Here is a 20,387-nt window from a genome sequence, read left to right on the forward strand (position 1 = left end):
GTTATCGTATGGTCGTTACGCGGAGAACTTCCGCGGGCGACGTGACGCCGGCTCGGCATTTCGCGAGGCCGTCTTGGATCATGGTGGTCATTCCAGATCGAACCGCTGTTCGATCAATCGACACGGCGTCGCAGTGCGCATTCATCAGCTGACGAACCTCATCGGCCACTTCAAGGACCTCGAACAGGCCAACGCGGCCGCGGTAGCCCGTTCCGCCGCAACGCTCGCATCGGCCTGCCTTGTAAACTTCATCACCAACCCGAAGGCCGATCGCGGCGTACCGCCGATCGGCCGCAAACTCCGAGTGCTCGAGCCGGCTCGTTGTTTTGCACCGGTCGCAAAGCTGCCGCACCAGCCGCTGCGCGATCACGGCACGGAGGGTTGAACTCAACAGAAACGCCTCGACGCCGAGGTCCAGCAGTCGCGGCACGGCGGCCGCAGCGGTTTCGGTGTGCAGCGTGGTCAGGACGAGGTGCCCGGTCAGGGCAGCGTGGATCGCTACTTCCGCTGTCTCGGCATCACGGATCTCGCCCACCATGATGACATCCGGATCTTGCCGCACGAAAGCGCGCAATGCCTTCGCGAAAGTCAGGCCGATAGCAGAGTTTACCTGGGACTGATTGATGCCCTTGATTTCGTATTCTACCGGATCCTCGATCGTCAGTATCTTCCGGGAGGATTCGTTGAGGAGGCCGAGCACGGTCGCAAGCGTCGTGGTTTTACCGCTGCCGGTTGGTCCGGTGACCACGATGAGACCGTGCGGGAGCGTCAGGACTGCGCGGAGCTTTGCTTCGTCGTCGGGCGCAAAGCCGAGCTTCTCGATCGCAAGGAGTCCCCGCTCCTTGGGCAGAAGCCGAATGACGGCAGACTCACCATGCTGCGTCGGCATGATAGCGACGCGCAAATCCATTTCAGCTCGCCCAAGTTGGACACGCGCGGCGCCATCTTGAGGCAATCGGCGCTCGGCTATGTTGAGACCCGCCAGGATCTTGATGCGGGAGACTATGGCCTGTGGGAGTACATGGGATGGTGAGGGGATATGGCGAAGCAGGCCATCAACCCGCATACGCACTGCCAGTTCCGTCCTGAAAGGCTCAATGTGTATGTCACTGGCGCGAAGCTCGGCGGCCTTTTCGATCAATTCGGAGACGGCACGGACGACCGGCGCGCCGCTAGCTAGGTCGCGGAGGCTTTCGATATCCTCCTCGCGGACAGCGATGGTATTATCCCTATTCGCTGCGGTGGTCTCGCCTTCGCTAAGGCGCTGAGAGAGCGCGGTATCAATGTCCTCAAACGACGCGATGGCGACCTTTACCGCGGGGCCGAGTACAATCTCCGCGGCGCTGATCGCTGCCGTGTCCGTGGGATCGAACAGGGCAATCACGGCGCGTCCATTCGCGAGCTGATACGGAAAAATCGTCATTTCCCGGAGGAAGCGAGGCGAGAAGTGTTCGACCAAGCTCGTCCCAGCCAAGAGGTCGGCTAAAGCCGCACGGTCATGTTTGAAAAAGGCTGCGACCGCGTCGGCAAACTCCTGGGCCGACAGGTCGGACGATTCGAAAAGCTGGCGCAGCGTGAGCTTTTCGGCGACAAGGCCGCCCATGCCGGCTGCGACATGCGCATCGCCCCGAAGGCGCTCTGCAAACTCAGTCACGGTTTCAGGCCTCATGAAGCGCGGGAGCCTCCTCAAGTGTGAGCTCTGTTTCACCTGGAGTCTCGGGCCATCGCTTTGTGGCAAGTGCGAATGGCCCGTCACGGAGCCGCTCGCGAATATAGCGGACGCAAAGATAATATCGGTACACACTGCTTGAGCGGACTTTGGTGACGGCAGATATATCAGCCGGCTGCCACCAGAGGGGAAGCACGTGGACTAATTGGCCATTCGCGAGCCCCTTGGCCACGTCCCAATAAGAACGCAGCATTATCCCACGGCCGGCAATCGCCCAATTGCGGATGATATCGCCATGGTTGGTGGAGAGGGCAGCGGTGACGTTGATGGTGCGCATCCCGATGGGACCATGCAAAGTCCAGCGCTCGAACACCTCGTCACGTTCGCGCATGACCAGGCACGAATGTCCAGCGAGATCGCCGAGTTCCTCCGGCATGCCGCGTCGATTGAGATAGCTGGGAGCCGCGCAGAGAATGCGTCTTCCCTGCGCAATAGGATGCACGAGCAAGTGAGGCTCGCGTACCCTGCCGACCCGAATGTCAATGTCGACATTCTCCTCAACCAGATCCACGCTCCGATCGACGATTTCCAGCCGAATATCCAATTCCGGGTGTAGGAGCGCCAACTCCGATACAAGTGGTGCGACATGATTGCAGCCAATACCCGAGCTTGCCGTAATTCGTACGCTGCCGCGGGCGACGGAATCGGTCTCAGGACCGTCAGCTACAAAATCCGCATAGGCATCGAGAACGCGCTGCGCTTTGGACAGCAACACTTCCCCATCGCTGCTGAGCACCGCTTGTCGAGCGGTACGCAGGAACAACACGCGTCCGAGTGCCCGCTCAAGTAGCGCGACGCGCTTGCTGACGTAGGCAGGCGACGCACCTAACTCTGTCGCCGCCGCAGCAAAACTTCCCCGCCGCGCCGCAACGATAAACACCTCAAGATCTTGTGCTAATGGTTTCACCCCGACGTTTCCCGATTGCAAAACGGAACTTATTCGCCCGCTAATCTATAATCTTAAGGTCACTGGCTCGCTGACCTCAATGCTCATTATAATATACAAACGATTAGAATAATTTCTTGCGAGGACGTGATCTGCTGGGCAGTTGCGCAAGGTTGGGCCGGCAAACGGCATAGGCCGCGCTGCGACGTCAGCTGGTTAGAGGAAGGGGGCGGCCAGGATGGCGGCGAAGCGCTTAAGCAATCGTCACCACGCGTAAATTATTGGTTGTGCCGGCATCGCCGAAACGTATGCCGGCCACGGCGACGATGACATCGGCATTCTCCGCAAAAGTTCACGTTGAGAGCGGTTTGCGTCGCGCGTTCGACCATCTCCTCGTAGGAGCTTATGTTGGGGGACTTCATGCCGTGGGCGCCCCCACAACAGGCATAGTTGGCGCGAGACCCGTTCCTCCGGTGTGATCGCGAGGATCAGTACCTTGGGACGTTTGCGCGCGATGCGCGTTGCAGTCGTACCGCTCGAGGTGAAGGCGAGGATCGCTGAGGCTCCGATCATCGTTGCGAGATCCGCAGCCGCCGCGGTCGGGGCGGTCTGCTCCTCGTCCGGCTCCGACGCATTGACGATCGAACGATACATTTTATGTCGCTCGGTGCTTTCGATTATGCGGCTCATGTTGGTGGCGGCCTCGCACGGATATTGCGCGGTCGCAGATTCCGCGGACAGCATGATCGCGTCGGCTCCGCCATAGATCGCTGTGGCCGCATCCGAAGTGTCGGCGCGTGTCGGCGTCGGCGCAGCAACCATTGAGCGTCGAGGCGGCACGATCGGATCAATTCCTTTTGTCGGCCGGGAACCTCCGCATGCGGAATTGCGACGCCAAGATCAACGCGCGCGATCACTATCCCATCGGAGAGGCGCACGATGTCATCGATATGCCCGGACGCCGACCGACGGAACAAAGCGAACGGCGTCACCGGCACTGAGGGAAAATCTGCCATTCCTTATGGTACCAACCCGGATCTTTGGCCCCTGCAAGTCCTGAAGAATACCAATAGGGCGGCTGAATCTTCGTTCGAGTTGACGAATTGCGCCATGACGCCTTGCGTGATCTGCCTGTAAGTCGGAACGTATCCGCCCGCCTGGCCCAATGCCGCGAGCATCTCTGGCGAACGGCTGGCGGGTCCGACGGTCGCAATAATCTTGGCTCGCCGACGATGCATGTTTTACCTCGCGAAATTGCGGGGCCGCCCATCAAACAGCCCTGACATTGCCGACGTTCGTGCGTATCGAATCGATGCGAATGAGAGCGCCGACGCGATCAAGAAGGCCGTTGCTATCGCGGGCCGCGAGGCAAGAGCGGATCGAAGTGTGCCGCATGTGCCTGGCCTAGCGCGCTCGGCGCACGATCGTGCCTGGCGCACTCGGCGTCTCCGTCCCAGCCAAGTAGAGCAGCATCACTTTCGCAAACCGGACCTCCAGATCGTTCGTCAAGCCGGATGGGCTCCTGGCCCGATCGGCGTTTGATTGTTCTGCGCATCGACGGCGCTATCGAGAAAACGCTGCAATCAAGGCAGAGCGGATTCAATCTCCAATCGTTTATACAAAAGAATGACATAATAAGACCGGCGTTTTTGATGTTATCGTCGTCGTACGGAGGAACTGATGGACCTGCAACAACTGCGCTGCTTCGTAGCAACAGCCGAAGAGCTTCACTTCGGAAGAGCGGCGCAACGAATGAATATGCTTCCCTCGGCCCTGGGGCGGTTTGTTCGGCTGCTGGAGGAGGATCTCGGCACGCGGCTTCTGACGCGCACGACGCGAAACGTCGCGCTGACGGACGACGGTGTTGTCTTGCTTAAAGATGCGCGTGCGCTGCTGACGCAAGCCGATGCGCTTGCGGTCAGATTTCGGACGCGCTCGCGCAAAGGGGCAACAATCATACGCGTTGGTGCCATCGACAGTGCTGCCGCCGGACTTATTCCGAAACTTCTTAAAGACTTTCGCAAGCGTCGGCCTGATGCAACGATTCAACTGGTCGAGGATAAGACCATTCGTCTGTTGCCGCGCCTTTTGACCGGACGGCTTGATCTCGCCTTCGTGCGCCCCCCAAAAGACGCCAACAAGCGGCTGGAGTTTCTATTTCTCTTCTTTGAGACAGCCGTCGTAGCCCTTCCGCACCATCATCGACTTGCGTCGAGGAAGATGGTCAAGGTTGCGGATCTCAAGAACGAGCCACTGATCGTTCCCGAACGGCGGTCCAGGCCTCATAGCCACGATCTAACGATGAAGCTCTTTGCGGAAGCCGGGCTAGACGCCCGGATTGCTCAGATTGCGGAGGAAAAGCAAACGATCGTCAACCTGGTGTCGGCCGGTTTGGGGATCGCTATCGTACCTAGCTGGACGTCGCGCCTGGCGAGCCGCGGGGTTCGCTATGTCCGGCTCGTGGCGTCGGACATGAACAAACTTCCCCTTGCGGCTGCTTGGTCGCGCGGGACCAGGGATCCCATCCGAGACGACATATTGAAGATGCTGCGGGCCGATCTTGCAGCTTACGCAAAGGAAGCTTGAGTCGCACCCGATCGCACTACTCTCTCCCGCAGACTGCCCGCCACCTATGGCGGGCGTTTTTTTGGGAGTTAGGCAGACTGGGAAAACCACCGGGCCGGAAGGCTACATCATTTCGGGCCACTCGAGGTAGATTCGGAAGAAGCCCATGGGGTTCAAGCGGCCGCGTTATAGACACCGCGGATCTTGGTTTTGTTGTGCTTCCAAAGTTGGTGGAGCGCCGCCTCATCGCGCCATCGCTGTATATTTAGGGGCCTACTATCTTAGGCGGTTATCGGATCGACGAAACCGTGTCCTCTCTTTCCGGAGACGATCTTGCGCAGGATATACCGAAGCGGGCAATCAGCTCGGAGGCGACGCGCGTCGGCGGCCGGATCCGCAAGGCAGATAAGGCCCAGATCCCTTCTGATTTCGGCCTGACGATTGAGCCGGCGCTCAAAGTTCCGTCACGAACTCATGTCTGACCGCGCAGAACGGGAGGACGCCGGGGCAAGGCGCTGCCGGACGAGGTCTTTTAGAGGAATCATCGTGTCGATCTCCAGCACAATCGACACCGACAGATCGATGCCCGCGGCACCGGCGTCGAGAAGGCTTCGAATCGGATTTTGAGCAGAGGGAAAGAGTATAGCAAGCAGGCTCGCGGGGCTGACCGGATCGCCGGCGAACATTTCTGGCGGCCCGATTGCGAACAGCCGCTCCACTGCGAGGCGCTTGCTGATTAAGCGTGGGCTTTCTGGTTGAAGACGTGGACCAACGCGACGTCGATCGAGCGCGTCAACGTCCCTCTAGCAAGTGCGGGCGTACTCGGGCAGACGCTCCCGGTAGGCCCTGATCAGCTCCGCGCCTGCCAATGCAATGACGGACGGGGTAGCACCGATGATGACATCACTGGTGAGATGCTTTCCGTCGGCCATGACTTCCTAACCGGCAAGGTCACGCAGGATCTGAGATGCGCTCCGGTGCAAGAGAAGGCTTGCCTCGGTCATCTGCATTCCTCGACCGTCGCGGTCGAACAGAGGTGTTTGTGAAACGCAATAGTTACGGCTCGGGGGCTAGCAGCGGATCGCACCCCCGATCGGTCGTCCAACTTGGATCGCGCTGATGAACATCGAAACGCACGCGAAGTGGGCTTGCAGGATGCCTCGACAATCGACGGCTCATGAGTATTCGTGCTCCTTGCCTCCCTTTCCAGATGCGCTCAACGATGACCATCGGTACCCGACCGAACACGGTTCAAACACTTTCGGACCGGCGAGCTTGACATTTGCGCTCGCATCGGAGCTCGGCGCCTGGCTTTCTGCAAGAATCATCAGGCACCTTTGGCATAAGACCGCAACCGCTTTTCGAGGACCGTCAAAAGCGTATCGCGAATAGGATCGCGGGAACCACGCAGCCAACTTGCAGCGAGCGGAAGCCGTCCAACTGCTCCAAAGCGCTCCAGCTTGAGCGGAACAAAGCGAACGCCCGCAACAGCCATGCGAGAGGTCCAGCGGGGGACGACGGCCAGTCCCAGTCCAGCCGCAACCATGTTCACGATCGTCTGCTTTTCATCGGCGAGCTGAGCGATGCGGGGCGTCAGCCCGGCGTCCTCGAACAGCTTCATGGTCAAGTCGTGGCTGTGGGGCCGAGATCGCCGATCAGGAACGATCATCGGTTGATGAGCGATCGCCGAGAGCGACAGACATTCGTTACGTGCAAGCGCGTGCCTGCGGGGAAGGGCGACCACTGCGGTTTCCATGAGCAGAGTTTTACATTCGAGCCTTCGGTCCATCTTCTCCGGAGGACGGATGAAAACGAGATCGAGCGCTCCGGAAAGGACCTTGGGAAGCAGCCGGAACGTCTTTTCCTCCAGAAGATGAACGGTGACGTCGGGGTATTTCGCGCGGAAGTCTCGCAACAGCTGCGGCATAAGCCCGGCCGCAGCACTGTCTATGGCGCCTACCTTGAGATTCCGGGCTCCGACCGAACGCGAGCGACCGCGCAAGACGGCCTCCACGGTCGAGACCTTTGAGAGAATGATGCGCGCCTCCCGAAGAAGTAGCGCGCCGTCGTCGGTCAAAGAGACGGCTCGCGTGGTCCTTGCAAACAGCCGCGTACCAAGATCCTCTTCCAAGAGTTTGATGTGGCGGCCGAAGGCGGAAGGTAGCATCTGCAGGTGTTGGGCCGCGCGGCCAAAATGCAGCTGCTCGGCGGCGGCGACGAAACATCTCAATTGACGCAGCTCCATGAGCAGGCCCTTTTGTCGAATCCGAGCCATTATACCATTTTTTTGTACAAATAAGGGCGTATTGAGTGACGCCGTCTCTTCCTTCTAGGCTGGCCGTAGATAAAAGGCATGGCTGCCAGCCGGGGCGCCAGCCGAAAAACGAGGAGGCCCAAGGTGGTGAACGAGGTTCAGAAGCGCACGATCCGTCGAGTAGCTTACCGGATCGTGCCATTCGTGATGCTACTCTACTTCGTCGCGTTTATCGACCGAGTGAACATCGGCTTCGCAGCGCTGACGATGAACAAGGATCTTGGTTTCTCCTCCTCCGTATACGGATTTGGTGCGGGCATTTTCTTCTGGGGTTACTTCCTGTTCGAGGTGCCCTCCAACATCATTTTGGACAAGGTGGGAGCCCGACTGTGGATCGCTCGGGTCATGATCACCTGGGGCTTGATATCCGGGGCAATGGCGTTCGTCCAAGGGCAAACAAGCTTCTACGTTCTTCGCTTCTTGCTCGGCGCGGCCGAAGCTGGGTTCTTCCCAGGAATTATCCTCTATCTGTCCTATTGGTTTCCCGCGCGCCAGCGTGCCGGGATCACCGCTCTGTTCATGGCAGCGGCGCCTCTTTCAACGGTCCTCGGATCGCCCGTCTCGGCCGCTCTTCTGGAGTTGCACGGCTTGTTCGGCCTTAAGGGGTGGCAATGGCTATTTCTCCTCGAGGCGCTACCCGCCATCGTGCTTGGGTTCATCGTGCTCGGATTCATGACGGATCGGCCGGAACAGGCGAAGTGGCTTGCCGATGATGAGCGGGCCTGGCTGGTCGAGGCCATGAATGCGGAGCGGGCGGCCAAGGCAGGGTCGGCGAGCCATAGCGTCTGGCGGGGACTGACGGATCTACGCGTTCTGGCTTTGTCCCTCGTCTACTTCGGCACGTCGGCGGGACTGTACACGCTGGGGGTATGGGCGCCGCAGATCATCAAAGGCTTCGGCCTGTCGAATATGGCGGTTGGATCGCTCAATGCGATCCCGCCGACGATCGCCGTGGTGGCCATGTATCTGTGGTCAAGGCATTCGGACCGCACCAACGAACGGACGTGGCATGTAGTCATCGCTTGCCTCGTTGCGGCGGCCGGGCTCGCGCTGGCAGGCATGTCGACTGGCGTTGCTTCAGTTATCGCTGCGCTGGTGCTGGTGAACGTCGGCATCAGCGCCGCCAAGCCGCCGCTTTGGAGCATGCCGACACTGTTCCTGGCCGGTCCGGCCGCGGCGAGCGGCATCGCAACCATCAACTCCATCGGCAATCTCGGCGGCTTCGTCGGTCCGGCCATGATCGGATGGATCAAGGACCTCACCGGCAGCTTCGAGGGCGGGCTCTATTTCGTCTGCGCACTCTTGTTGTTGTCCGCCACGCTGACGTTGCTGCTCGCGCGCTCGATCGGCCGCCATCAGGCGGCCGTCGCGCACTAATCATACGGAAGAGGAAGGATATCTCTCATGAAGACCTACAACGTTGCGGCAATCCCAGGCGACGGTATCGGCTCCGAAGTTGTGGATGCCGGCGTCGAAGTTCTTAAGGCGCTGGCGAAGCGCGATGGGGCATTCACCTTTCACTTCGACCACTTTGATTGGGGTGGGGAATATTATAAGCGGCATGGCCGCATGATGCCCGAAAACGGGCGCGATCTGATCCGTAATCACGATGCAATCCTGTTTGGCTCCGCAGGGCACCCAGAAATTCCGGACCACATCACGCTTTGGGGCCTGCGGCTCGCGATCTGTCAGCCGTTCGATCAATATGCGAATGTGCGTCCGACCCGCATCCTTCCCGGCATCACCTCGCCCTTGCGTGCCGTCAAGGACAAGGAGCTCGACTGGGTCATCGTTCGGGAAAATTCGGAAGGCGAGTATGCGGGCGTCGGCGGACGGGTCCATCAGGGATCTCCTTTGGAGGCAGCAACCGATGTCGCTATGTTCACGCGCGCCGGTGTGGAGCGGATCATGCGCTTTGCCTTCGGCCTTGCACGGTCTCGTCCCCGCAAGTTGTTGACCGTCGTGACGAAATCCAATGCACAGCGGCATGCAATGGTCATGTGGGATGAAATTGCAGCGGAGGTCGCGCGCGAGTTTTCTGACGTGACGTGGGACAAGATGCTGGTCGATGCCATGACGATGCGCATGGTCATGCGCCCGCAGAGCCTCGATACGATCGTGGCTACCAATCTCCATGCTGATGTGCTGTCCGACCTTGCCGCTGCCCTTGCCGGTTCGCTTGGCATCGCCCCGACCGCCAATCTCAATCCCGAGCGCAAATTCCCATCGATGTTCGAGCCCATCCATGGCTCCGCCTTCGACATCACAGGCAAGGGCATTGCCAATCCCGTCGGGACATTCTGGTCGGCGGTTATGATGCTTGAGCATCTGGGGGAGAATGCAGCCGCGCAGCGGCTCATGAAGGCAATCGAGCGCGTCACCGCCAACCCCGAACTGCATACGCCAGACCTTGGAGGATCGGCGAACACCCGCAAGGTGACAGACGCTGTCGTGAGCGCGATCCAAGCGGAAAACGCGTGAAGCCCCCCAATGTCCGCTGTGTGGACCGACGCACGGGCTCGCAGCTTGCTGCGGCAACTCTTTGATGCCGCAATCGCGAGCGCTGATCCGCGCATAGCCGTCACGACGCATCTGCCGCCAAAGCCCAGCGGACGCTGTATTGTTGTCGGAGCCGGCAAGGCGTCCGCGGCAATGGCTGCGGTGGTCGATGCGGCCTGGCCCGACGTCGAATTGTCGGGGGTCGTTGTGACGCGGCACGGGCACGCGGTGCCGGCGGGCGGGATCGAAGTCCTTGAGGCGTCGCACCCCGTCCCGGACCACTCGAGCGAGGCCGCGGCGCTGCGGATGCTGGATGCGGTCAGAGGGCTGACGAAGGATGACCTGGTCCTAGCGTTGATGTCCGGTGGCGGGTCCGCACTGATGGCCCTTCCCGCCCCTCCGATGACCCTCGCGGACAAGCAAGCGGTAAACCGGGCATTACTCGCGAGCGGGGCGACGATTGCGGAGATGAATGTGGTGCGCAAGCACCTGTCGGCGATCAAAGGCGGTCGGCTGGCGCTTGCAGCGCGCCCTGCGCGCCTCCTCACCCTCGTGATCTCAGACATTCCGGGGGACGATCCGGCTGCGATCGCCTCCGGCCCGACGCTGCCGGATGCCAGCACGAAGGCCAATGCGCGCGAGATCGTTCGCCGTTTCGGGATCAAGCTGCCCGACTCTGCGCAAGCCGTTCTAGACGGCGGACAAGATACGGCGAAGCCTGGGGACATTGCCGAAGATGTCCGTATTATCGCCGCGCCACTCACGGCCCTTGATGCTGCAGCGCAGCTCGCCAAGCGCGAGGGATTGAGCGCTGTTGTACTTGGGGACGCAATCGAGGGGGAGGCCCGAGAGCTCGGTACCATGATGGCCGGAATTGCCCGGTCGGTCGCTCAGCACGGGCATCCTGTAAAGGCGCCGGCCGTTCTGCTTTCAGGAGGAGAGACGACAGTTAGCATCGGTCATGGCCGAGCAGGTCGTGGTGGTCGCAATACCGAGTTCTTGCTCGGACTTGCGGTGGCCCTTGATGGAGCGGCGGGCATTTGGGCCATTGCCGGGGATAGTGACGGGATTGATGGAACGGAGGATGCCGCCGGCGCTTTGGTGACGCCAGATACCTTGCATCGCGCCGCTGCGAGCCAGCTCGATGCCCGCGCGCTTCTGACGGCTCACGATAGTTACACCTTTTTCGAGCGTCTTGGTGATCTCGTTCGAACAGGTCCCACTCTCACAAATGTCAATGACATTCGGGCCGTTCTGATTGCGCCGACTAGGCAACAGACGTCGTAAGCTGGCAAAGCTCGTTCGTTCGCCTACATAAGGCGCCCGCTCGTGCGAGAGCTCCCGCGAGCGCGTCGTGCAGAGCTGCATGCTCAGAGAGCAACCATTCCACACCAGAACATCCAATCTTTGCCGATATCGACCTCGTATTTGCGAGCGAAGTTCAGTTTGCCATCGTCGGCGACGTCGAATACTGTCAACCCTGCTGGAACCGTCCGAACGGCGCCACCGTCGCGAACGTCAAGCGGCGCAACCGCAGCTGTGACCAGCATTCGTCCGGCCGGATGGATTGAGAATGTCCTGCAATGGAAGGTCAGGGTATCAATGGTCTGGATGAGCGTCGGCTCTCCGCTTGCGGGATTGATCGAAAACACGGCGACAGTATTTTCTCCCTCCCCATGGACCTTTCGGCCCGCGAAATCGATCGTTCCGTCCGAGCGGTTGGCAAGATAGACGAACCGGCCGTTGGGGTGCACGTGGATGGGGCCGACGAACTGGACCGGTAGCCTAGCTTCGTGGTTTTCAGCAGTATATCTTTCGAACAGCGGCTTAGGATCGATGCCTTCGTCACTCGTCCCATAGACCAGCAGCTGGTTGTTGCGTTCCATCGATACGAACATCCACGGTTTTTCCGGATGAAAGTCGACGTGCCGCGGGCCGAAGCCAAGTCCGTTTCCTTTAGTGATCGAAGTCTCATGCGAAAGCTGCCCCGCTTCAAATCGGAAGACTTTCAGGGCTCCGGGATCTTCGGGCTTGCCGGCGCCCGGATCGTTGCCGCGCGTCGGAAGCACGACGAGCTTGCCAGACGGTGAGACACGGACTTGGTGAGCATAGATGCCGGCATCGATTGAGCCGGACTGCTTGATTTCAACTCCGATGGAGCCGTTCTCCCCGAGCGCATGGACGGTCAGATCTGACGGCATGTTGTAAGCAACAAGCAGATAGCGCCCTGCCGGATCGAGCGTGAGGTTAACTGGGCGGTTCTTGAGAAAGACAGGCTCTCCAAATTGCTGCAGCCGCCCCGTGTCTTGATCGATCGCATAGACCGCGACCCCGTGCCGGTCGTCAGCCTTGGAGGTATACCGGTTGCTAAAAGCCACGTAGAGCAGCGGCTTTGATGGATGCTTCCAGGCGTACTGAACCGCCTCTGGCACGCGAATAGTGTCAATTTTCTGCAAGGCGAGCTTCGTGTCGTCGGCCTCGTAACACATCAGCTCGGACCCAACTGCGACGTAGAGGACCGCGCGAGCTGTGTTCTGCGCAGCAACTGCTCGTGGCGATAGCCCCGCTGCGGCAAGGAGGCCTACAAACGTACGGCGGCTGAGTGACACTGCGCGGTTCATGCGTTCAACTCCTCGTAACGTGCTGCTAAGTCTACTCGGCCTCAAAAGGCTGGGCCGGCGGGGCCGGACCAGCCTTCTGTTTATTAGGGCCGCTTTCCGGCTTCGTGAGTGGCGCGAGTCCATGCCCGAGCCTGATCCGAGAGGCTGAAGCCGAGGCCCGGTCGGTTTGGCACGATCATGCGTCCATTCACGACATGGAGTTTCTCGTTGAACATGGCTTCCGACCACTCGAAGTGCTCGACCCAGGGCTCGCGGCCGTAAGCCGCCGTCAGATGAAGGTGGATCTCCATGCAGTAATGGGGAGCGAGCTGCAGCTTCTTATGGTCGGCAAGCGCGAGGATCTTCAGGAAGGGGGTGATGCCCCCGACGCGGGGGGCGTCTGGCTGAATGAAGTCGACCGAATTGTGCCGGATCAGCTCGTAATGTTCATCGACGCTTGTTAGCATCTCACCCGTGGCGATCGGGGTTGCAAGCTCCTTGGCGAGCGCGGCATGCCCTTCGTAATCGTAAGCATCCAGCGGCTCTTCGATCCAGGTCAGGCTGAACTGCTCGGCAATGCGACCAAACCTCAGTGCAGTCGTGCGGTCCCATTGCTGATTGGCATCGATCGCCAGCGGTACGTCGCCAATATGTTTGCGCACTGCCTCGATGCGGGCGAGATCAACCATCGGGTCGGGCTGGCCGACTTTGAGCTTGATGGCGCCGATGCCCTTTTCGAGCGCCATCGAGACGCGCTCCTTGACCTCCTCGATGGGCATGGAGAGATAGCCGCCGGATGTGTTGTAGCAGCGAACCGAATCTCGGTGGGCGCCGAGCAATTTGGCCAGCGGCAGCTTCGCTCGCTTGGCCTTGAGATCCCACAACGCAATGTCAAAGGCGGCAATTGCCTGGGTTGACAGTCCACTACGCCCGACGGAAGCGCCGGCCCAGACCAGCTTGTCCCAGATGCGCGCGATGTCATTGGGATCCTCACCTATAAGTTCACCGGCAATTTCCTTGGCATGAGCGAACTGCCCGGGCCCTCCCGCGCGCTTCGAATAGCTATAGCCGATGCCACTATGGCCCTGCTCGGTTTCGATCTCCGCGAACAGGAACGCGATCTCCGTGAGCGGCTTTTGGCGGCCGGTAAGCACCTTCGCGTCGCTGATCGGTGCGGCAAGTGGAAGGAAAACCAGCGATAGCTTGACCCATGCGATTCGATCGGTGGTGGCTTCGCCGGGCGCAAGTCCCGCAGCTAGCGGATTGGCAATGATGCGTGTCGTGTTTTGCATAAAGTTCATCTGTTCGTCCTCTTTCGTCGTTGAATACTCTTCTGCGGCCCGGCGTCTATTCGGCTGGTATTGGCGCAGCGCGAGGAAGCTCGGGCCTTTCCTGAATGACGGCACGTTGAATCGGGCCCACGATGACCCAGTAGCTGATAATGGCGAGTAGGCCATGGAGGCCGACATAGAGCAGCGCGCCATTGAAGGATCCGGTCGCTGCAAGGATGTAGCCGATCGCAACCGGGGTCGTGATGCCGGCAGTATTACCGATCGCGTTGAAGACGCCGCCGGTCAGCCCGATGACTTCTTTTGGCGCGGTATCGGCCACTACGGTCCAACCTAGCGATCCAAAGCCCTTGCCGAAAAAGGCGGCGCTCATCAGGACTAGGATCAACGTGGTGGAGTCTGTGTAATTGCAGCCGATGATCAGCATCGTCATCAACAGACCAATCGTAATCGGCGTCTTCCTCGCGGTGCTTAGCGATCCGGTCCTGCGAAGAAGCCAATCTGAGAAGAAGCCGGTCATGACGCCGCCAACGAAGCCGGCGATGGCCGGGATGGTCGCCACTAAACTTGCGTCGAGTACCGAAAAGCCGCGGGCCTTGACGAGATAGCTCGGAAACCAGGAGACGAAGAACCAGGTGATGGATGTAATGCCGTACTGCGCGAGGAAGATGCCGACGAGCATGCGGCTGCGGAAGACTTCGGCCAGATCCGACCATTTTGGACCGCGCTCGGCGGAGCGCACAGGAGCTGCGCCGAGGTCGACAAGGCCGCCACCAGAGCGAATGTGATCGAGTTCAGCTGGCGCGACTTTTGGATGTTGAGCAGGCGGATAGTACGTGACGAACCAGAGGGCGGAGAATGCGAGCCCTAGGACGCCCATCACAGTGAAGATGTGCTCCCAGCCGAAGCGATGATCTAGATAGCCCATCAAAGGCGTGAAGATCACGAGGGAGACATATTGCGCGCTGTTGAAGATCGCGCCGGCAATGCCGCGCTCGCTCGATGGAAACCAGGCAGCGATGATGCGCCCAGCAGCCGGCCCGACTGGAGATTCGAACACGCCAAGCAGGAAGCGCAAGGCGAGCATGGCCAGAAACGGATAGGCGAGCCAGGCCACGCCGCTCATCAGGAACGTGACGACCGACCAGAGGATCAATCCGACCAGGATGCTGAGCTTTGCGCCGAGCTTGTCCGTGATCCAGCCAGCGGGCACCTGAGCCAGCACGTAGGCCCATGCGAAAGCGGAAAACATCCAGCCGAGTTCGACCGGGCTGATGCCAAGAGCCTTGGACATATTGGGGCCCGCGATCGAGAGCGTCGCTCGATCGCCGCTGCTTAGTGCCAGCAACATCGTGATGAGTGCCAAGATCACGAAACGAAATTGGAAGCGCGCCACTCTGCTCCCTGACATACGATCCTCCCGTCGAGGTTTTCCCGGATCGATCTCTCGCCGATCACGGAGCCCAACCTAGACGCAGGATCAATTCACGTCTAAACTCAATTTTGGATCGAGCTAATACCTTAAAGTTATCAATGATCGAATTTGCACAAATTCGTGCCTTTGTTGCGGTTGCCGACGAGCTTCATTTCGGGCGAGCGGCCAAGCGCCTCAACATGACTCAGCCGCCACTCAGCCGGCACATCCAGATGCTCGAGCAACAGCTCGATGTGACGCTGCTTGAGCGAACGAGCCGGTCGGTTGAGCTGACCGTCGCTGGAAGGGCGTTTCTCTCTGAAGCGCGAGGGCTGCTTCAGCAACGGGAGAATGCGGTGAAGGCTGCGCGACAAGCAGCCTTATTGGCTGGTGGTGCCCTGACGATCGGCTTCGTGGGTGCTACAACTTACGGGTATTTGCCTTGGCTTGCCTCGTGCTTGCGCAGCGAACTACCGCACATCGAAGCAAGCTTTGTCGAGCTGACCTCGCGCGAGCAGCTCGAAGCTCTCAAATCAGGGCAAATCGATTTCGGCTTGGTGCGCCCATTGCAGACGGCCGAGACGGTCAGAAGCGCATGCGTGTTCCGCGAGGAGCTGGCGCTCGCCCTGCCACTCGATCACCCGCTCGCGGGGCGGCGCCGGCCCGAGCTTGAGCAGCTCGATGGGCAACCCTTCATCATGTATTCGAGCGCTGGCCCCTACATGAACTCGCTGCTGACCATGGCGTTTGGAGCCGCCGGCATCCGGCCGAATGTCGTGCAGTCGATGAGCCAGGCACAAGCCATCCTCGCGCTGGTCAGCACGGGGTTGGGTCTTGCGATTGTTCCCGGAGAGACCCGCAATGCCTGCTTCGACAATGTCGTGTTTCGGCCTATCCGCTTTGGGCGCTCTATCTTTGCTGAATTGCACGCCATCTGGAGAAGTGACAATCGCAATCCTGTTTTACCGCGCCTGCGCGAGCTTGCCTTTCGGGACGAGGGCAGCGGTGTCCGCCGGCCCTTGCAGCTGCAGCCCTAGAGGCCACTAACCAGAACGCGGACCCGGATTCGGTCCGCCACCGCCGCCCTGGGGTGGCTCGTCGCTTACTTCTGCAATGATGTTAAATGGTTGACGAAAGGTCGTAGTGAAGGCCCTGCGTCACTTCGATAAGATTTATCTTATTGTCAACCTTGTGTATTATAAGAAAAAGCTTATTACCGCGGGAAATATTAATATGGTATTCCTTATAGATTTATCAGCTCGTTATATGGTATATCTTATCGGATGAAAGACGCTATCCGGCATCTCGACAGCCGCTTTGCCGCGCTCCGAGCGCTCTCGCACTCCCAGCGCCCTCCCAAGGGCTGGATTCGCGCGATCCGCGACGCCCTCGGCATGACCACCGCCCAATATGCCAAGAGGCTGGGGGTTTCGCAGCCACGCATCGTGGAACTCGAAAAATCCGAGCAAGGCGGCAGCGTAACCCTCAATACGCTTCAACGCGCGGCCGAGGCCCTCGGCTGCAGGCTGGTCTATGTGCTTGTACCCGACCGCCCCCTCGCAGAAGTTGTAACCAAGCGAGCTGCTGAGGTCGCCGAGCGGCAATCACGAGCTATCGAGCAAACGATGCGGCTCGAGGACCAAGCGGTGGAGGACAATCAGGCTGCCCGCGCGCTTCGGGAACAAGCGATCGAGGATTTGTTGAAACGCCCCGCGCGCCTCTGGGACGACGAATGACTGAGACTGATCTGCATGCCGCCGACGATCACGCGACACCGCTGACCCCTCAGGAGCGCGAAGATCTTATCCCAACGCACATTACCTTACGTAGCGAGTTGAACGAACTGGAGCAGCAGAACATCGCGACGGCAAACCGCTGGGCGTTTGGCCGCCGCAAGGTTCCGACGCGGGAAAGTTTTCTCAAGAGTTTGCATCGGCGCATGTTCGAACGCGTCTGGCGCTGGGCTGGAAAATTTCGAACGACGGAGCGCAATCTTGGTGTCGCGCCACATCTGATCGAAATTTCGCTGCATCAGGTGCTCGACGACGCAAGGTATTGGATTGAGAACAACACCTATCCACCGGACGAACTTGCGGTTCGCTTCCATCACCGCCTCGTATCCGTACATCCGTTCCCAAACGGCAACGGTCGCTGGTCACGATTGGCTGCTGACTTGTTGATCGTGCAGCTTGGGGGCCGGCGCTTTACATGGGGCGCCGCCGGCTTGCAGACAGCCGGCACCGCACGCAGGGCCTACATTGCAGCGCTTCAGGCTGCCGACAACCATGATTTCGGGCCCCTCATCGCTTTCGCGCGATCATAAAATGCCCGGCCCACCATCGGGCAAACCCTAACTAAACCAAGGCGCTTTCCTTAGCTAACTCGGTCTACGTCGGAATCAACAGCAGGGATCCGCAGATTTCGCCTGTAGAGCAGCCGTTCGAACGCATACTGTGTGAGCAAGAGATCGAAAGGCTCGTTACGCTGTTTGCAAGATTGAGCAGGCGGCCACGGATGGATGCTCCGACATTCGTCAGCGGCCTACGCATTCAAGGTCAGCGTCTCAAGGCGCGGCTGAACGATTTTGTCCCATATGCCGGCTTCGGCGGCGTATTTTGCGATTTCGGAGGGTGTCGCTTTGCGCAGTCTGATCGCGTCTTTCATCGCTTGCGTGGCGTGCGCAAGGCCTGTGGGGACGTTGTAGAAGGCTTTTTGACGTTGGCCGCTCTTGAAGAGATCGACGATAGTTTTGGCCGGTGTGTAGATCGGTACCGAGATCCCTTCGATGGTGTAATGCTTGATCCCCTTGTCAAACTCCTTGGGACCAAAGCGCGTAATTTGAATGCGAGGCCGCGCAATCTTGGGCCGCCAGTCGCGCGGACCGATCGCCATCCATACATAGGGCGGGATGCGGTCTGTCAGCTCATGGAAGGCGAGCGCAGACTCGTAACAGATGACGCCGTTTCGAATGAGTTTCGCAGCAACTGCGAGCGAGTGGTTACTGTCGAGCAGTGCATCGGGTAGCTGGTAAAGGCCGCGGCTGAGCTGATTGAGCGTGCCCTTCTGTTCCATTCGGGAAATGGTTGCGGCCGTGATCCCTTCCTGGAGAAATTCAGAAAGGCGCATCATGCCCCGCTTCTGAAGAAGCGAGATCGCCCTATCCCTCTGGCGTTGTGGTTGCTTCCTCATGGAAACCCGCATGATACAAAACCTTGCAAGTGTCAAGATTTTGCACAAGGAGTTATATCAATGCGACGTTCCCACAAGACAAATGCCTTTTTGAAACCAAGCACATAACCCCTCGCTTCACTGGCTCGGAATCTGCCCCTCCGGGTCTCACCATGTGGGCAACCCGGCTGGATGAGGCGCACCAAGCCTGCGACAGGCTGGATGGTCTCGTCTCGTGAACCTAAAATTGGGCCATGTCTGAACACGAAGTCGAGTGGTCGCCGGAGCTGATCCATCCTAAGAATGTCGCCGGGACGGCGCTTCTGGGAAAGGCCTGCGATATTCTCGAGCTGATCGGCAGATCACCCGGCGTCCTCGACCAGGCGCGTCTTGCGGACCAGACGGGCATCCCCAGGGCGACCCTGTATCGCATCCTTGCGGCGCTGATCTCGCGTGGACTGATCCGGGCAGATCCGCGCACCCAGGCCTACACGCTTGGTTTCAACTTTCTCGATCTTGCACAGAATGCTTGGTCGTCGTCTGACCTTGCGTCAATTGCGTCCGTAGAGTTGAGGCGCTTACGCGATTTGACCGGTGAGACCGCCTATCTCGCGGTTCAAGACGGTCACCACGTGCTCTCGCTCGGCCGCTTCGAGAGCGCACATTCCGAGCGATCCAATGCGAGGCTCGGCGCGCTTAAACCGATGCATTGCACAAGCCAGGGCAAGGCGATCCTCGCTCATCTCTCCGACGCGCAACTCGACTTGGTGGTCCGCGACGGGCTTGCCAAGTTTACCGAGAAGACGATTTGTGACGGCGAGCAGTTGAAGGCACATCTGGCCATCGTCCGTGCGCGCGGCTATGCGATCGATGACGAAGAGATAGTTCTCGGCACCCGCTGCGTCGGAACGGCTATTCTCGATCCCGCCGGCAAACCGCTTGCGGCCATCAGCGTGGCCGGCCCGACTTTTCGCATCACCGCCGAGCGCGCCGAACGATTAGGGCAAGAGCTCGTTGATGTCGCAAGACGGATTTCGAGCCTGCTCGCACCTGCCATCAAGAGCGCTCGGCATGATCCGGGAAATTACAAGGTCTGGACGAAGAGCACAGCCTTTGTGGGCGCGGCGCCGCGCTGGGATGCGCGCGCGCAGAACTTGGTTTGGGCCGACCTGTTGGCGCCTGCTATCCGCGCCGACGGCGGGCATCCCTTCACCGTCTCGCTGCAGGCGCTCTCTGAGGGCATCAACTCGCTGTGCCTTGTCGAGGGCGGCGTCGCCTATTCAGTTGGCCATGACATCGTGATCGACAATTTATCGGGCGGCCAGGAGCGCATTGAAGGAAAGCCGGGTATTTCCTTCAAAGTGCTGCGCGTCTCGGAGGCTGGTGAGATCTGGGCAGCAGCCTACAGCGCCGAGGCCAACATAAGCCTGGTTGGACCGTGGCGACGGCAATCGGGGATGGAACCGGTGTTCGAAGTGCAAGGCCAGGTGAGCGACATCGCCTTTTGCGGTGATGCCGGCCTGTTCGCGACGGAGCCATCGCGTCAATGCGTCTATCTGCTTGAGCGAAAGGCGGCGCGAAAGCGAAAATTCGCCGATATTCCGAAGGTCGCGGGCGCTCCTTGCGCCCTCGCCGTCGACGAGCAATTTAACCCATGGGTTGGATTGTCGGACGGCTGGAGCGTCGTGAAGCTTAATGAGAGCGGAGAGATTGAGCGAACCGTCGCCCTCCCCGTGCCAAGACCAACCGGTATCGCGTTTGGAGGAGCCTCCCTGTCCGAGCTCTTCGTGACCAGTGCCCGCACCGGCCTGTCGCGCGAAAGCCTCGCCAATGCTCCTCTTTCGGGACACCTCCTGTCGATCGATGTCGGCGAGCGCGGCCTCGCCGATCCAGTCGCAAGGCTTTGACCCAGGCCACTCGCAT

Annotated in this window: 16 protein-coding genes and 2 pseudogenes; 9 read left to right on the forward strand and 9 right to left on the reverse strand. The window is 59.8% G+C overall.

All coding sequences use genetic code 11. The annotated features are described in order from the left end of the window. Position 1: 1 nt before the first annotated feature. The 3 genes and pseudogenes from XH90_RS34575 to XH90_RS34585 form a co-directional block, all read right to left on the reverse strand. On the reverse strand, positions 2-1,669 hold the full coding sequence (locus XH90_RS34575; protein WP_128930063.1) for a GspE/PulE family protein: 1,668 nt from the start codon (positions 1,667-1,669) through the stop codon (positions 2-4). Further along, positions 1,659-2,636 (reverse strand): LysR substrate-binding domain-containing protein, encoded by a 978-nt coding sequence (locus XH90_RS34580; RefSeq protein WP_128930062.1) that lies wholly within the window; start codon positions 2,634-2,636, stop codon positions 1,659-1,661. Before XH90_RS34580 ends, XH90_RS34575 begins: the two co-directional genes overlap by 11 nt. A 232-nt stretch (positions 2,637-2,868) precedes the next feature. After that, positions 2,869-3,853 (reverse strand): annotated as a pseudogene (locus XH90_RS34585) (pyruvate kinase). 442 nt (positions 3,854-4,295) lie between these two features. Here XH90_RS34585 and XH90_RS34590 point away from each other — a divergent pair. Further along, the gene (locus XH90_RS34590) at positions 4,296-5,201 is read left to right on the forward strand and encodes a LysR family transcriptional regulator (RefSeq protein WP_128955145.1); all 906 of its coding nucleotides are present in this window, start codon (positions 4,296-4,298) and stop codon (positions 5,199-5,201) included. A gap of 443 nt (positions 5,202-5,644) precedes the next feature. Here the strand turns inward: XH90_RS34590 and XH90_RS34595 are convergent, their stop codons facing one another. Further along, positions 5,645-5,899, reverse strand: coding sequence for a hypothetical protein (locus tag XH90_RS34595; protein WP_232995554.1), 255 nt, complete (start codon positions 5,897-5,899; stop codon positions 5,645-5,647). A 608-nt stretch (positions 5,900-6,507) separates the two neighbouring features. Next, on the reverse strand, positions 6,508-7,425 hold the full coding sequence (locus XH90_RS34600; RefSeq protein ID WP_128930059.1) for a LysR family transcriptional regulator: 918 nt from the start codon (positions 7,423-7,425) through the stop codon (positions 6,508-6,510). A 153-nt stretch (positions 7,426-7,578) separates the two neighbouring features. Here XH90_RS34600 and XH90_RS34605 point away from each other — a divergent pair, with 153 nt between their 5' ends. Genes XH90_RS34605 through XH90_RS34615 form a run of 3 tightly spaced genes read left to right on the forward strand, consistent with a single transcriptional unit; the run spans position 7,579 to position 11,280 of the window. Next, positions 7,579-8,871 (forward strand): MFS transporter, encoded by a 1,293-nt coding sequence (locus XH90_RS34605; RefSeq protein ID WP_128930058.1) that lies wholly within the window; start codon positions 7,579-7,581, stop codon positions 8,869-8,871. 27 nt (positions 8,872-8,898) lie between these two features. Continuing rightward, positions 8,899-9,975, forward strand: a complete 1,077-nt coding sequence (locus XH90_RS34610; RefSeq protein ID WP_128930057.1) for a tartrate dehydrogenase — start codon at positions 8,899-8,901, stop codon at positions 9,973-9,975. Between the two features lie 9 nt (positions 9,976-9,984). Continuing rightward, complete coding sequence (locus XH90_RS34615; protein ID WP_128955144.1) at positions 9,985-11,280, forward strand: glycerate kinase; 1,296 nt, start codon at positions 9,985-9,987, stop codon at positions 11,278-11,280. Positions 11,281-11,363: 83 nt separating this feature from the next. Here the strand turns inward: XH90_RS34615 and XH90_RS34620 are convergent, their stop codons facing one another. The 3 genes from XH90_RS34620 to XH90_RS34630 form a co-directional block, all read right to left on the reverse strand. Continuing rightward, positions 11,364-12,614 carry a beta-propeller fold lactonase family protein gene (locus XH90_RS34620; protein ID WP_164933592.1) on the reverse strand — a complete coding sequence of 417 codons (1,251 nt, stop codon included), beginning with the start codon at positions 12,612-12,614 and terminating at the stop codon, positions 11,364-11,366. A gap of 83 nt (positions 12,615-12,697) precedes the next feature. Then, on the reverse strand, positions 12,698-13,885 hold the full coding sequence (locus tag XH90_RS34625) for a mandelate racemase/muconate lactonizing enzyme family protein (RefSeq protein WP_128930202.1): 1,188 nt from the start codon (positions 13,883-13,885) through the stop codon (positions 12,698-12,700). Between the two features lie 55 nt (positions 13,886-13,940). Then, complete coding sequence (locus XH90_RS34630) at positions 13,941-15,176, reverse strand: MFS transporter (RefSeq protein ID WP_347341926.1); 1,236 nt, start codon at positions 15,174-15,176, stop codon at positions 13,941-13,943. 239 nt (positions 15,177-15,415) lie between these two features. Here XH90_RS34630 and XH90_RS34635 point away from each other — a divergent pair, with 239 nt between their 5' ends. The 3 genes from XH90_RS34635 (at position 15,416) to XH90_RS34645 (ending at position 17,619) form a co-directional block, all read left to right on the forward strand. Next, positions 15,416-16,333 (forward strand): LysR family transcriptional regulator, encoded by a 918-nt coding sequence (locus XH90_RS34635; protein WP_128930053.1) that lies wholly within the window; start codon positions 15,416-15,418, stop codon positions 16,331-16,333. A 246-nt stretch (positions 16,334-16,579) separates the two neighbouring features. After that, entirely contained in the window at positions 16,580-17,032 is a 453-nt protein-coding gene (locus XH90_RS34640) for a mobile mystery protein A (protein WP_128955143.1), read from the forward strand. Then, complete coding sequence (locus XH90_RS34645) at positions 17,029-17,619, forward strand: mobile mystery protein B (protein ID WP_128930051.1); 591 nt, start codon at positions 17,029-17,031, stop codon at positions 17,617-17,619. The genes XH90_RS34640 and XH90_RS34645 overlap by 4 nt, the downstream gene beginning before the upstream one ends. A 218-nt stretch (positions 17,620-17,837) precedes the next feature. On the opposite strand, the gene XH90_RS34650 is transcribed toward XH90_RS34645, so the two are convergent. Continuing rightward, the gene (locus XH90_RS34650; RefSeq protein ID WP_232995553.1) at positions 17,838-18,425 is read right to left on the reverse strand and encodes a type IV toxin-antitoxin system AbiEi family antitoxin domain-containing protein; all 588 of its coding nucleotides are present in this window, start codon (positions 18,423-18,425) and stop codon (positions 17,838-17,840) included. A 293-nt stretch (positions 18,426-18,718) separates the two neighbouring features. Between XH90_RS34650 and XH90_RS39915 the strand changes: the two are divergent. Next, positions 18,719-18,880: pseudogene (locus XH90_RS39915) on the forward strand (hypothetical protein); the annotation flags it as partial. A gap of 216 nt (positions 18,881-19,096) precedes the next feature. Beyond that, positions 19,097-20,371, forward strand: a complete 1,275-nt coding sequence (locus tag XH90_RS34655) for an IclR family transcriptional regulator C-terminal domain-containing protein (protein ID WP_245470724.1) — start codon at positions 19,097-19,099, stop codon at positions 20,369-20,371. Positions 20,372-20,387 lie beyond the last annotated feature (16 nt).

Origin of the sequence: Bradyrhizobium sp. CCBAU 53338 (assembly GCF_015291665.1) — a bacterium.
Taxonomy (GTDB): Bacteria; Pseudomonadota; Alphaproteobacteria; order Rhizobiales; family Xanthobacteraceae; genus Bradyrhizobium.